Consider the following 13,114-nt stretch of genomic DNA (forward strand, 5'->3'; position numbering starts at 1 on the left):
TTGTGCCTTTTTGGTGGGGGGCACCGGTGGTTTTTTTTTTTTTTTTTTTAAAAAAAAAAAAAAAAATATCGCAGCGTGCCGCAGCTCCTACAGGGGATTGCGATATATGCTTTTCGGGTCTTAATAAATAGCTTCTTATTCCTTAACGAATATAAATCCCGTCCTTATACTCGTCACAGAACAGACACGCAGCAGGAGAGCTCCCCCATGCGCAACGAATCAATCCGCTATCTGATTGTGCCGGGCTGGCAAGGATCGCCAGAAGATCATTGGCAGTCCCACTGGCAAAACAGCCTGCCGAACAGCGCGCGCGTCGAGCAGGACGACTGGCTGACGCCGCGGCGTGAAGACTGGGTCGCGGCGCTGGCCGAGGCGATTGCCGCCGACAGTACGCCAGTGATCCTCATCGCGCACAGCCTCGGCTGCGTCACCGTTGCGCATTGGGCGGCTACCGCGCCGGTGCAATATCTGCGGCGAGTGCGCGGCGCGTTGCTGGTTGCGCCTGCCGACGTAGAGCGTCCGGCCTGCGCCCCGGCGCTGCGCAATTTTGCGCCGATCCCCAGCGACCTTTTGCCGTTCCCGAGTCAGGTGGTCAGTTCCGATAACGACGCTGCCGTCAGTGCGCCGCGTGCCCTGGAACTGGCGCGTAACTGGGGTGCCGAGGCGGGAATTCTCGCCGGCGCCGGGCACATCAACGTGAAGTCCGGGCATCAGCGCTGGGAGCAGGGTTTTGCTTATCTCTATCGCCTGCAAAACCGCGTGGAACAACACGCCCGGCGTCGCGCTTGAACCCTTTTGATTTTTGATCGCCCCCGTCTCCCGGCGGTTCAGGGCGGGAGTCTGCCATGAGTTTCGAAATTTTCGGTCAGCCGTTGCTGACCTTTCCCGATGCGGAAAAAAGCCCCCTGAGCATTCGCGCCAAGGCGCTGGTGTTTGTCGATCCACGCTCGCGCCAGTTGCGCGCAGAGCTTGAGCAATTGGCCCCGCGTTCGATCTCGGTGCTGATTCGCGGCGAGACCGGGACCGGCAAGGAATTGCTTGCCCGGCACATTCACCGCGCCAGTGATCGCAGCGGCCTGTTCGTCTCGGTCAATTGCGGTGCGATCAGCCCGACCTACGCCGATGCTGAACTGTTTGGTTATGCCGCTGGCAGTTACAGCGGCTCGGCCAGCAGCCGTGCTGGCTGGTTTGGTTCAGCTAACGGCGGCACCTTGTACCTCGATGAAATCGGCGACCTGCCGCTGCCGATCCAGATCAAATTGCTCGCGGCCCTGGAAAACCATGAAGTCACCCGCGTCGGTGCGCATCAGCCGAGTCCGGTGGATGTGCGCCTGGTAGCGGCAACCAGCATCGATCTGGCGCAAGCAGTGGACGCCGGGAAATTCCATGAACGGCTTTATCACTACCTCAGCGAAGGGCAGCTTGAATTGCCGGCACTGCGCGCGCGGATCGGCGACATCCTGTCGCTGGCTGAGTATTTTCTCGGCATCTATAGCCAGCGTCTGGATCTGCCCGTGCCGTTGATCAGCGAAGCCGCGCAGCATGTACTGGAACAACACAGCTGGCCGGGCAACACCCGCGAGCTGGAAAACGTCATTCACTTTGCGTTGCTGGTGAGTACGGGCGACGAGATTCTGCCGGAGCATCTGAATCTGCCGGAGGTGTCTGGGCCGCAGGTTCAGATCGAGAAACTGGTGGCGCAGATTAACGTCGGTGGCAGCGTTGCCGAGCGTAAGGCGTTGAAAGATCTGCTGATTAATTTGAGCCAGGCGCTGTAAGCATTTTGTCCTGTATGAACAAAATGGAATATGAAGGTGAATAAACGTTATTGTCCGGGAATAAAAAATCCCGGTATTGTCCGCTTCACGCCAGCGATAGCACTTCACTGGCACTCGTATTAAAAGCCGTCGCCACTCAGCGATCGTGATTCTCGATAAGGACACTGCATGAAAAAGGTTCTGTTGTTTACCGCATTGGCGGCTGCTCTGACTGCTTCCCTGGCTCAGGCCGGCGAGAAACTGGTCGTTGCCGCGACCCCGGTCCCGCACGCCGAGATTCTCGAACTGATCAAACCGACCCTCGCCAAAGAAGGCGTGGATCTGGAAATCAAAGTTTTCACCGACTACGTGCAGCCGAACGTGCAGGTTGGCGAGAAGCGTCTGGACGCCAACTACTTCCAGACCCTGCCGTACCTGAACAGCTTCAACCAAGGCAAATACAAGGACGACAAGTCCAAGTACCTGGTGACCGTGCAGGGCGTACACGTTGAACCGTTCGGTGGCTACTCGAAGAAGTACAAAACCCTGGCTGAACTGCCAGACGGCGCAACCATCGCCATCCCGAACGAAGGCAGCAACAGCGGCCGTGCCCTGATCCTGTTGCAGAAGGCTGGCCTGATCGAGTTGAAAGACCCGAAAAACGCTCTGGCCACGCCGAAAGACATCGCCAAGAACCCGCACAACTTCAAGTTCAAGGAACTGGAATCGGCCCTGCTGCCACGCGTTCTGAACGAAGTTGACCTGGACATGATCAACACCAACTACGCGCTGGAAGCCAAGCTGAATCCGACCAAGGATGCACTGGTGATCGAGGGCGCAGATTCGCCTTACGTGAACTTCCTGGTTGCCCGTGAGGACAACAAGAACAGCGACGCAATCCAGAAACTGGCCAAAGCCCTGACCAGCCCTGAAGTCAAAGCGTTCATCGAGAAGAAATACAACGGCGCGGTACTGCCGGCGTTCTGATCTGACGCTTTAGCGAACCCCTTCAAGGTTTGAAAAAACGCCGATGGCTAGTGATAGTCATCGGCGTTTTTGTGTGTGCCTGATTTGTCGTGCTCAGATGCCGTTGTGGTGAGGGGATTTATCCCCGTTGGGCAGCGAAGCGGCCCCAAAATATCTGGCTTTACTGATAAACCGCGGTCATTTCTGTTGCGACTGCTGCGCAGCCGATCGGGGATAAATCCCCTCGCCACAAAAGCAGTTCACAAAAAATCCAACGGCAGAGTTCAGACCACCCTGGTCTTCAACGCCCGGCGCAACGCCACGAGCAATTTCACGATGTCCTGCGGGTCCAGTCGCTGCGGCACTTTTACGTCAGCCATGTTTTCTTCCTTGTGATGGTTTGGCCGGAGTCTGGCCAAAAGCTGTTCGTCCTTGGAGGGCTTTCGTGAAAAAAAGATCCTTCCTACAGCGCAAAGGAACATAGCCTTCTTCCTTTGCCGCAGCAAACCCACAAGATAGTTTTTTGGGTGATATCAATATGCTTTAACGGTATTTAAATTCTTCTTTTTATACCTTTAAAGTCGGTGCCTGCCGGACAGTTACCCGCCGTCCATGGACTGCACCAACGTCGCTTATCGAGCGACGTCCAGGATGTTTCATGACCTTCGATTACGCTTTTATCCTCAGCACCCTGCCGGCGTTTCTAAAAGCCGTGGGCGTGACGCTGCAGGTCGGTTTCATCGCCATCGGCACGTCGCTGCTGGTGGCGTTGCTCAACGCGACTATCCTGGTGTTCCGCACGCCTTACCTGCAACGCGCTGTCGGCCTGTATGTGGAGCTGGCGCGCAACACCCCGCTATTGATCCAGTTGTTCTTCGTCTATTTCGCCCTGCCTGCGCTGGGGATTCAGGTCTCCGGGTTCACTGCCGCGATCATCACCATGACCTTCCTTGGCGGCGCTTATCTCACCGAAGTACTGCGTGCCGGTGTCGATGCGGTGCCGCAGGCGCAACTGGAATCGGGACGTTCGATTGGCTTGTCCCGCGGCCAGTTGTTGCGCTACGTGATCCTGCCGCAAGCAGGCATCCTCAGCTTGCCGTCGCTGTTTGCCAATTTCATTTTCCTGCTCAAGGAAACCACCGTCGTTTCCGCGGTGGCGGTGCCGGAGATTCTCTACACCACCAAGAGCTACATCGCGCTGTACTACAAAACCTACGAAATGCTCGCCGTGCTGACGCTGATTTGCGTGCTGCTGTTCTTGCCGCTGTCGCTGCTGCTCAGCCGCCTGGAAAGGAGGCTCCAGCATGGCCAGTTCGGGTCTTGAACTGCTTTGGGTGTCGTTGCCGCAACTGGCAAAAGGCGCCGGGCAAACCTTGTCGATCTCGCTGCTGAGCATCGCCATCAGCAGTATTGGCGGCGTGCTCTATGGCGTGTTGTGCACACTCAACGTGAGATGGCTGAACACGATTCTGCGCGTGTATCTGGAACTGTTTCGGGCGATCCCGGTGCTGGTCTGGCTGTACCTGTTGTTCTTCGGGTTGCCGATTTTTTTCGGTCTGAGCCTGCCGAGCTTCTGGTGCGCGGTTCTGGTGTTGTCGTTGTGGGGCGCCAGCGAAGTCGGTGAAGTGGTGCGCGGTGCGCTGCATTCGTTGCCGCGCGGTCAGCGTGAAGCGGGGTTGTCGATCGGCCTGAACGCGCCGCAACTGTACGGCTACGTATTGCTGCCGCAAGCGCTGAAACGCATGACGCCGCCGACCATCAACGTCTACACGCGGATCATCAAGACCAGCTCATTGGCGGTGCTGATCGGCGTGGTCGATGTGATCAAGGTCGGCCAGCAGATCATCGAACGCACCTACGAATCGGTGCTGATCTACGGCGCACTGTTTCTGTTTTTCTTTTTCATCTGCTACCCGCTCTCGGCCGCTTCGCGCGTGCTGGAGCGGCGCTGGACGCAAGCATGAGCGCATTGATCGAGTTTCAGGGTTTCAACAAATTCTTCGGCGAACAGCAGGTGCTCAACGGCATCGACCTGAGGGTGAAGGCCGGCGAAACGGTGGTGGTGCTCGGCCCCAGTGGCTGTGGCAAAAGTACCTTGCTGCGTTGCCTCAATGGCCTGGAAGTCGCGCACAGCGGCAGCCTGAAATTTGCCGGCCGCGAACTGCTGGGCAAGGACACCGACTGGCGCGAAGTGCGCCAGCAGATCGGTATGGTATTCCAGAGTTATCACCTGTTCCCGCACATGAGCGTGCTCGACAATTTGCTGCTCGGCCCGCTCAAGGTGCAGAAGCGCCAGCGCCGCGAGGCGCAGCAGCAAGCCGAAGCCTTGCTCGAACGCGTGGGTCTGGCGGACAAGCGTGACGCCTTCCCCCGTCAGCTGTCCGGTGGTCAGCAGCAACGCATCGCCATCGTCCGTTCGTTGTGCATGAACCCACGGGTCATGCTCTTCGACGAAGTCACCGCCGCCCTTGATCCGGAGATGGTCAAGGAAGTGCTGGAAGTGATTCAGGGGCTGGCCCGCGAGGGCATGACCCTGTTGATCGTTACCCACGAAATGGCCTTCGCCCGTGCCGTGGCTGATCGCATCGTGTTCATGGATGCCGGGCGCATCCTCGAACAGAACCCGCCCGAGATTTTCTTTACGAACCCGCAAACCGCACGCGCGCAGCAGTTTCTGGAGAAGTTCTCCTACGTCGAAGCTTTCCCTTCAAGAGCTTTGCCTGAAACGACTCACACCAAGGAACTGGAACTGCTATGAAAACTGCCAAGACATCCCTGTTTTTACTGCCACTGCTGGGGCTCGCGCTGCTGGCCGGCTGCAACAAATCCGAAGAGACCCCGAAGCCGAAGGTTGCCAGTGAAAGCGCTGCGCCTGCGAGTTATCTGGACAAGATCAAGGCCCGCGACAAACTGATCGTCGGCGTGTTCACCGACAAACCACCGTTCGGTTTTGTCGATGAGGCGGGGCGCTACGTTGGTTTCGATACCGACATCGGCCGGCGTTTCGCCAAGGACCTTTTGGGCGATGAAAATAAAGTCGAATTCGTTGCGGTCGAACCGGCGAGCCGGATTCCGTTCCTGCAAAGCGACAAGGTCGATCTGATCCTCGCCAACATGACCGTGACCCCGGAGCGCAAGGAAGCGGTGGAATTCACCAACCCGAACCTCAAGGTTGCGGTGCAGGCGCTGGTGCCACAAAGCAGCTCGGTGAAAAATCTCGATGACCTGGCGACTCGCACCACTATTGTCACCACCGGCACCACTGCCGATCTCTGGCTGACCAAGAATCATCCGGACTGGAAGCTGCTGAAGTTCGAGAAAAACTCCGAGTCGTTGCAGGCGCTGGCCACCGGTCGTGGCGATGCTTATGCGCAGGACAATCTGGTGCTGTTCAGTTGGGCCAAGCAGAACCCGGGTTATCGCGTGCTGGAGCAAAAACTCGGTGCCGAGGCGCCGATTGCGCCGGCGGTGAAGAAGGGCAATATCGAGCTGCGGGACTGGGTGAATACCGAGTTGACCAAGCTCGGTGAAGAGAAGTATCTGCTCAAGCTGTACGACCAATATGTGCGTAAAGAGCTGAGCGATGACACCAAGCCTGAGAGCGTGATTGTTGAAGGGGGCAAGTGGCAGGGGTGATCGGCAGTGATCATTGATTGAAGATCAAAAGATCGCAGCCTGCGGCAACTCCTACAAGGGAATGCATTCCAAATGTAGGAGCTGCCGCAGGCTGCGATCTTTTCAGATGTTCTATCAGTCAGGCCAATTCCATGCGGGTTCGTCCAGGATTCGCTGGCCGACGATGCCGGTCTGTCCCAGCGTCTTCTCCAGCACGATGCAATTGCATTCCGGGTCTTCCTGCAACGCCGAAATCAATCGCCGTGCATGGGACACCACCCACACCTGACATTCCTGCGAAGCGCGGATGATCAAGCGTGCCAGCGCTGGTAGCAGATCCGGATGCAGACTGGTTTCCGGCTCGTTCAGCACCATCAGCGATGGCGGACGGGGTGTCAGCAGTGCCGCGACCAGCAGCAGGTAACGCAGGGTGCCGTCCGACAACTCTGCCGCTGACAGCGGCCGCAGTAATCCTTCCTGAAAAAACTCGATGGCAAAGCGTCCACCCGCTTGAGCCTCGATGTGCAACCGCGCACCGGGAAAGGCATCAGTAATGGCTGCACGCATCGCGTCGCCGTCGCCGATTTCAATAATGGTCTGCAACGCCGCCGCCAGATCCCTCCCGTCGTGGTGCAGCACTGGCGTGCGCGTCCCCAGTTGCGGCTGGCGCACCGGTGCGTCGGCATCGCTGCGAAAGTGATCATAAAAACGCCAGCGACGTATGAACTCGCGCATCTGAAACACTTCCGGTGAACTGCGCAGGCTGCCGACCTGATCGAACAGGCTGTCGAAGTTCGGTGTGTGCTGTGCCAGCACGTCCCATTTACGCTCGTTGCGGGCGCGGATCATCGGGCCATCGCGGTCCACCAGCAGGCTGGCAGGGCGGTAATTTGCCCCGGCCCATATGCATTCGCGTTTGATCTGTGGATCAAGGCTGAAGCGGGAGGGGATCGGCCTTGAATGCTCGGGTAGCATGAAGTGCCCGTTGGAGTCGGGCAGCCCCAGGCTGATTGAATAACTGAAATCCTCCCCGGCAAACCCCAGCCGCAGACGCTTCACGCCTTGGCGTACGGTCGGCTCGATCGGTACTTCGCCGTTGCGCATGCGCCGGCTGATGGTCTCCGGGCCGGCCCAGAAGGTCGAATCCAGCCCACCCTCACGGGCCAGCGCATTGACCACGCCGCCCTGCGCGGTTTCCGCGAGCAGGCGCAGCGCGCGGTACAGATTGGACTTGCCACTGCCGTTGGGGCCGGTGATAAGGTTCAACCGGTCCATCGGGATCACCAATTTGTTGATCGAGCGGTAATTGGCCACCGCGAGGGTTTTGAGCATGGAAGACGTTCTCTGGGTGTCCGGATCAGGGCCATGTTAACCGCGATCCAAAATGGAAATGCGTAATCACTCAAGCGAAGCCGGAACCCTGTTCTAAGCTCACAGTCGTATCGTCACTTGCACGTTCGTACACAGGAAGGAGTCTGCATGGCGAGTCCCGGTTTGAAAACAATGATGGGCCTGAGCCTGCTGGTGCTACTCAGCGCTTGCGGCGATAAAAAGCCCCCTCCGGAATACCTGCCACGGGTCTTTGTGCAAGTGGTCAAACCCGCGGATTACGCGGCTTCCGTAACCCTGACCGGTGATGTACAGGCACGGGTGCAGACCGAGTTGTCGTTCCGCGTCGGCGGCAAGATCATCCAGCGCATGGTCGATGTCGGTGACCGCGTCAGCGCCAAACAGGTACTGGCCAAACTCGATCCCAAGGATCTGCAAACCAACGTCGATTCCGCCCAGGCCCAGGTTGTGGCCGAACAGGCGCGGGTCAAACAGGCTGCTGCCGCTTTTGTGCGTCAGCAAAAACTCTTGCCCAAGAGTTACACCAGCCAGAGCGAATACGATTCCGCCCAGGCCGCGTTGCGCAGCAGCCAAAGTGCTTTGAGCGCGGCGCAGGCGCAACTGGCCAATGCCAAGGATCAACTCAGCTACACCGCGCTGATCGCCGACGCGCCGGGTGTGATTACCCAGCGTCAGGCCGAAGTCGGCCAGGTAGTGCAGGCCACCGCGCCGATTTTCACTTTGGCCCGCGATGGCGACCGTGACGCGGTATTCAACGTCTATGAATCGCTGTTGGCCGAGCGTCCTGCGGATCGCTCGATAGTCGTCAGCCTGCTGGATAACCCGGCGATCAAAACCACCGGCACCGTGCGCGAGATCACTCCGTCGGTCTCGGCGCAGTCCGGCACCGTGCAAGTCAAAGTCACCCTCGATAAATTGCCGCCGGGCATGCAGCTCGGTTCGGTGGTCAGTGCCACCGCCAAGGGCAGTGGCAAATCGGCGGTGGAATTGCCGTGGTCAGCATTGACCAAAAACATCAGTGATCCGGCGGTGTGGATGGTCGACGACAAGGGCGAGGCGCAATTGCACACGGTCACGGTCGGTCGTTACCTGACCGGCAAGGTGATCATCAGTGAAGGTCTCAACGGTGGAGAGAAAGTCATCGTTGCTGGCGGACAACTGCTGCACCCCGGCATGAAGGTCGAGATTGCCGAAAACACCTACAAGGATCTGCAACCGGGAGCACAGCCATGAAGCGTTTGGGGCTGTTATCCATCGGCCTGCTGTTGGCCGCTTGTTCGAAAAGCGAGCCGCCGCCGGAACCGGTGCGTCCGGTGCTGTCGATCAAGGTTCAAGCGTTGAACGAGGAGACTCTCGGGCGCTTCGCCGGGAGTATTCAGGCGCGCTACGAGAGCAACACCGGTTTCCGTGTCGGCGGGCGTATCGCCAGTCGTAACGTCGATGTCGGCGCCGAGGTGGAAAAGGGCACACTGCTCGCCACCCTCGATCCGTCCGATCAGCAGAACCAGTTGCGCTCGGCGCAGGGCGATCTGGCGAAAATCGAAGCACAGTTGATCAACGCGCAGGCCAATGCGCGGCGCCAACAGGCATTGTTTGATCGCGGTGTCGGCGCACAGGCGCAACTGGACATCGCCAACACTGACCTGAAAACCACCCAGGCTTCGCTTGATCAGGCGCGGGCGGCGGTCAATCAGAGCAAGGATCAACTCGGCTACACCGAACTGCGCTCCGACCACAAAGCCGTGGTCACTGCATGGAATGCCGAGGCCGGCCAAGTGGTCACTGCCGGTCAACAAGTGGTGACGCTGGCGCAACCGGACATCAAGGAAGCGGTGATCGATCTGCCGGACACGCTGGTCGATCAGATCCCCAGCGATGTGGTGTTTCTGGTGGCCGCACAACTCGATCCGAGCATCAACACCACGGCAATCATCCGCGAAATCGAACCGCAGGCACAAAGCGCCACGCGCACTCGTCGCGCCCGTCTGACGTTGACTGATACACCGCCGGGCTTTCGTCTCGGCACGGCGATCAGTGTGACCCTCAGTTCGGCGATCAAACCGCGCATCGAGCTTCCCGTGACGGCGCTGCAAGAGGTCGACGGTAAACAGCGCATCTGGGTAATTGATACCCAGAGCAAAACCGTCAGCCCCCGCGACGTCAGCGTGGTCAGCCGCAACGACAGCACGGTGGTGCTGGCCGGTGGCGTCAAAAACGGTGAGCGCGTGGTCAGCGCCGGCGTTAACAGTCTCAAACCCGGGCAAGCCGTGAAACTCGACGAGGACAGTCAATGAAAGGCTCTTTCAACCTATCCGAATGGGCCCTCAAGCATCAGTCATTCGTCTGGTATCTGATGTTCGTCGCGCTGCTTATGGGCGTGTTCTCCTATTTCAATCTGGGCCGCGAAGAAGACCCGTCGTTCACCATCAAGACCATGGTGATCCAGACCAAATGGCCCGGCGCGACCCAGGAAGAAACCCTCAAGCAGGTCACTGACCGCATCGAGAAAAAACTCGAAGAACTCGACTCGCTCGATTATGTGAAAAGTTACACGCGCCCCGGCGAATCGACGGTGTACGTGTACTTGCGCGACACCACTAGCGCCAAGGACATTCCGGAAATCTGGTATCAGGTGCGCAAGAAGATCGACGATATTCGCGGCCAGTTTCCCCAAGGGATTCAAGGGCCGGGATTCAACGATGAGTTCGGTGATGTCTACGGATCGGTCTATGCGTTTACCGCCGACGGGCTGACGATGCGCCAGTTGCGCGACTACGTCGAACAGGCGCGGGCCGAGATTCGTAACGTGCCGGGGCTGGGCAAGATCGAGATGATCGGCCAGCAGGATGAAGTGATCTACCTGAACTTCTCTACCCGCAAACTGGCGGCGCTGGGCATCGATCAACGTCAAGTGGTGCAAAGCCTGCAATCGCAGAACGCCGTGACTCCGGCGGGTGTGATCGAGGCGGGGCCGGAGCGGATTTCTGTGCGCACCTCCGGGCAGTTTGCTTCGGAGAAGGATCTGGCCGAGGTCAATCTCAAACTCAATGATCGCTTCTATCGTCTGGCGGACATCGCCGAAATCCGTCGTGGTTATGTCGATCCGGCGACCCCGGAATTCCGTTTCGACGGCAAGCCGGCCATCGGTCTGGCAATCGCCATGCAGAAGGGCGGCAATGTTCAGGAGTTCGGTAAAGCCCTGCACACACGCATCGACCAACTCACCGCCGATTTGCCGGTAGGTGTCGGCGTACACACCGTTTCCGATCAGGCGGTGGTAGTGGAAGAAGCCGTTGGCGGCTTCACCAGTGCGCTGTTTGAAGCGGTGATCATCGTGTTGGTAGTGAGCTTCATCAGCCTCGGGGTGCGTGCCGGTCTGGTGGTGGCGTGCTCGATTCCGCTGGTGCTGGCGATGGTCTTTGTGTTCATGGAATACAGCGGCATCACCATGCAGCGGATCTCTCTCGGTGCGCTGATCATCGCCCTCGGTCTGTTGGTGGACGACGCGATGATCACCGTGGAGATGATGGTCACGCGGCTGGAGATGGGCGAGACCAAGGAGCAGGCAGCGACGTTTGCCTACACCTCGACGGCGTTTCCGATGCTCACCGGTACGCTGGTGACCGTCGCCGGTTTTGTGCCCATCGGCCTCAACGCCAGCTCCGCCGGTGAGTACACCTACACGCTGTTCGCGGTGATTGCGGTGGCGATGATTGTGTCGTGGGTGGTGGCGGTGTTCTTCGCGCCCGTCATCGGCGTGCACATCCTTAGTGCCAACCTCAAACCTCATGCGGCCGAACCGGGGCGTGTCGGACGGGCGTTCAACGGCGGTCTGCTGTGGTGCATGCGCAATCGCTGGTGGGCCATCGGCATCACCGTGCTCTGTTTTGCATTGTCGATATTCTGCATGCGCTTTGTGCAGAACCAGTTCTTCCCATCCTCGGATCGCCCGGAAATTCTTGTCGATCTGAACCTGCCGCAAAACGCCTCTATCGACGAAACCCGAAAAGCCGTCGACAAGCTCGAAGCGACGCTCAAGGGCGACCCCGACATCGTGCGCTGGAGCACTTACATCGGTCAGGGTGCGATCCGTTTCTACCTGCCGCTCGATCAGCAATTGCAGAACCCGTACTACGCGCAACTGGTGATCGTCAGCAAAGACTTCGAAGCCCGTGAGGCCCTGAGTCAACGCCTGCGCGAGCGCTTGCACAAGGATTTCGTCGGCATCGGCAGTTATGTGCAGGCGCTGGAAATGGGCCCGCCGGTAGGGCGTCCGATCCAGTACCGGGTCAGCGGCAAGGACATCGATCAGGTGCGCAAACACGCCATCGACCTCGCCACCGAACTGGACAAGAACCAGCACATCGGCGAGATCATTTACGACTGGAACGAGCCGGGCAAAGTCCTGCGCATCGACATCGCTCAGGACAAGGCGCGGCAACTCGGGCTGTCGTCGGAAGACGTGGCGAACCTGATGAACAGCATCGTCAGCGGCTCGCCACTGACTCAGGTTGATGATGATATCTACCTGATCAACGTGGTCGGGCGGGCGGTGGACTCCGAACGTGGTACGCCGGAAACCCTGCAGAACCTGCAAATCGTCACGCCTGGCGGCACTTCGATTCCGTTGCTCGCATTCGCCACCGTGCGTTATGAACTGGAGCAACCGCTGGTGTGGCGTCGCGACCGTTTGCCGACCATCACCATCAAGGCCTCGGTGCGCGATGAGATTCAGCCGACCGATCTGGTGAAATTGCTCAAGCCGTCGATTGATGCCTTCGCTGCCAAATTGCCAGTGGGTTACAAGGTCGCCACGGGCGGGACAGTCGAGGAAAGCGGCAAGGCCCAAGGACCGATTGCCAAGGTGTTGCCGCTGATGTTGTTCTTGATGGCGACCTTCCTGATGATCCAGTTGCACAGCGTGCAGAAGATGTTCCTGGTGGCGAGTGTCGCGCCGCTGGGGCTGATTGGCGTGGTGCTGGCGCTGGTGCCGACCGGTACGCCGATGGGCTTCGTGGCGATCCTCGGGATTCTGGCGCTGATCGGCATCATCATCCGCAACTCGGTGATTCTGGTGACGCAGATCGACGAGTTCGAGAAGAAGGGTTATGCGCCGTGGGATGCGGTGGTCGAGGCGACGGAGCATCGGCGCCGACCGATCCTGCTGACCGCAGCGGCGGCGAGCATGGGCATGATCCCGATTGCCCGGGAAGTGTTCTGGGGGCCGATGGCTTACGCGATGATTGGCGGGATTGTGGTGGCGACGTTGTTGACGTTGCTGTTTCTGCCGGCGCTGTATGTGGCCTGGTACAAGATTCGCGAGCCGAAGAAGGATGCGGCATAAAGCGAGCGCTTCGCGCTCATCGCCAGCAGGCTGGCTCCCACAGGGAGATGTGTTTCAGCAGTGCAAGACTGGCTCCCACAGG

The 13,114-nt window shown here is 58.9% G+C and carries 11 protein-coding genes; 10 read left to right on the top strand and 1 reads right to left on the bottom strand.

Going from position 1 to position 13,114, the window contains the following annotated elements; all coding sequences use genetic code 11:
• The first annotated feature begins 207 nt into the window (after positions 1–207).
• From ACIOZM_RS06580 to ACIOZM_RS06610, 7 genes are all read left to right on the top strand, one after another.
• Positions 208–789 (top strand): alpha/beta hydrolase, encoded by a 582-nt coding sequence (locus tag ACIOZM_RS06580; protein WP_401210945.1) that lies wholly within the window; start codon positions 208–210, stop codon positions 787–789.
• 56 nt (positions 790–845) lie between these two features.
• Entirely contained in the window at positions 846–1,778 is a 933-nt protein-coding gene (locus ACIOZM_RS06585; protein WP_401210947.1) for a sigma 54-interacting transcriptional regulator, read from the top strand.
• Between the two features lie 168 nt (positions 1,779–1,946).
• Complete coding sequence (locus tag ACIOZM_RS06590; RefSeq protein WP_102354711.1) at positions 1,947–2,744, top strand: MetQ/NlpA family ABC transporter substrate-binding protein; 798 nt, start codon at positions 1,947–1,949, stop codon at positions 2,742–2,744.
• A 637-nt stretch (positions 2,745–3,381) separates the two neighbouring features.
• The gene (locus ACIOZM_RS06595; protein WP_401210949.1) at positions 3,382–4,047 is read left to right on the top strand and encodes an amino acid ABC transporter permease; all 666 of its coding nucleotides are present in this window, start codon (positions 3,382–3,384) and stop codon (positions 4,045–4,047) included.
• Positions 4,028–4,687 (top strand): amino acid ABC transporter permease, encoded by a 660-nt coding sequence (locus tag ACIOZM_RS06600; protein ID WP_401210952.1) that lies wholly within the window; start codon positions 4,028–4,030, stop codon positions 4,685–4,687. Before ACIOZM_RS06595 ends, ACIOZM_RS06600 begins: the two co-directional genes overlap by 20 nt.
• A complete protein-coding gene (locus tag ACIOZM_RS06605) occupies positions 4,684–5,481 on the top strand; it encodes an amino acid ABC transporter ATP-binding protein (RefSeq protein ID WP_401210954.1) in 798 nt (265 codons plus the stop codon). Before ACIOZM_RS06600 ends, ACIOZM_RS06605 begins: the two co-directional genes overlap by 4 nt.
• Positions 5,478–6,359 carry a transporter substrate-binding domain-containing protein gene (locus tag ACIOZM_RS06610; RefSeq protein ID WP_401210957.1) on the top strand — a complete coding sequence of 294 codons (882 nt, stop codon included), beginning with the start codon at positions 5,478–5,480 and terminating at the stop codon, positions 6,357–6,359. Before ACIOZM_RS06605 ends, ACIOZM_RS06610 begins: the two co-directional genes overlap by 4 nt.
• Before the next feature lie 114 nt (positions 6,360–6,473).
• Here ACIOZM_RS06610 and ACIOZM_RS06615 read toward each other — a convergent pair whose 3' ends face one another.
• A complete protein-coding gene (locus tag ACIOZM_RS06615; protein ID WP_401210960.1) occupies positions 6,474–7,670 on the bottom strand; it encodes an AAA family ATPase in 1,197 nt (398 codons plus the stop codon).
• 147 nt (positions 7,671–7,817) lie between these two features.
• Here ACIOZM_RS06615 and ACIOZM_RS06620 point away from each other — a divergent pair, with 147 nt between their 5' ends.
• From ACIOZM_RS06620 to ACIOZM_RS06630, 3 genes are read left to right on the top strand one after another with little or no spacing between them, the layout of a single operon-like run.
• A complete protein-coding gene (locus ACIOZM_RS06620) occupies positions 7,818–8,921 on the top strand; it encodes an efflux RND transporter periplasmic adaptor subunit (protein WP_401210962.1) in 1,104 nt (367 codons plus the stop codon).
• Positions 8,918–9,982 carry an efflux RND transporter periplasmic adaptor subunit gene (locus ACIOZM_RS06625; RefSeq protein WP_401210965.1) on the top strand — a complete coding sequence of 355 codons (1,065 nt, stop codon included), beginning with the start codon at positions 8,918–8,920 and terminating at the stop codon, positions 9,980–9,982. The genes ACIOZM_RS06620 and ACIOZM_RS06625 overlap by 4 nt, the downstream gene beginning before the upstream one ends.
• On the top strand, positions 9,979–13,032 hold the full coding sequence (locus ACIOZM_RS06630; RefSeq protein ID WP_401210968.1) for an efflux RND transporter permease subunit: 3,054 nt from the start codon (positions 9,979–9,981) through the stop codon (positions 13,030–13,032). Before ACIOZM_RS06625 ends, ACIOZM_RS06630 begins: the two co-directional genes overlap by 4 nt.
• The last annotated feature ends 82 nt before the right edge of the window (positions 13,033–13,114 follow it).

Origin of the sequence: Pseudomonas sp. NPDC087346 (assembly GCF_044744235.1) — a bacterium.
Taxonomy (GTDB): domain Bacteria; phylum Pseudomonadota; class Gammaproteobacteria; order Pseudomonadales; family Pseudomonadaceae; genus Aquipseudomonas.

Coding starts and splice junctions, on each gene's coding strand:
- ACIOZM_RS06630 (WP_401210968.1), top strand. CDS start 9,979: ATGAAAGGCTCTTTCAACCTATCCGAATGGGCCCTCAAGCATCAGTCA.
- ACIOZM_RS06590 (WP_102354711.1), top strand. CDS start 1,947: ATGAAAAAGGTTCTGTTGTTTACCGCATTGGCGGCTGCTCTGACTGCT.
- ACIOZM_RS06585 (WP_401210947.1), top strand. CDS start 846: ATGAGTTTCGAAATTTTCGGTCAGCCGTTGCTGACCTTTCCCGATGCG.
- ACIOZM_RS06580 (WP_401210945.1), top strand. CDS start 208: ATGCGCAACGAATCAATCCGCTATCTGATTGTGCCGGGCTGGCAAGGA.
- ACIOZM_RS06610 (WP_401210957.1), top strand. CDS start 5,478: ATGAAAACTGCCAAGACATCCCTGTTTTTACTGCCACTGCTGGGGCTC.
- ACIOZM_RS06605 (WP_401210954.1), top strand. CDS start 4,684: ATGAGCGCATTGATCGAGTTTCAGGGTTTCAACAAATTCTTCGGCGAA.
- ACIOZM_RS06620 (WP_401210962.1), top strand. CDS start 7,818: ATGGCGAGTCCCGGTTTGAAAACAATGATGGGCCTGAGCCTGCTGGTG.
- ACIOZM_RS06595 (WP_401210949.1), top strand. CDS start 3,382: ATGACCTTCGATTACGCTTTTATCCTCAGCACCCTGCCGGCGTTTCTA.
- ACIOZM_RS06625 (WP_401210965.1), top strand. CDS start 8,918: ATGAAGCGTTTGGGGCTGTTATCCATCGGCCTGCTGTTGGCCGCTTGT.
- ACIOZM_RS06615 (WP_401210960.1), bottom strand. CDS start 7,670: ATGCTCAAAACCCTCGCGGTGGCCAATTACCGCTCGATCAACAAATTG.
- ACIOZM_RS06600 (WP_401210952.1), top strand. CDS start 4,028: ATGGCCAGTTCGGGTCTTGAACTGCTTTGGGTGTCGTTGCCGCAACTG.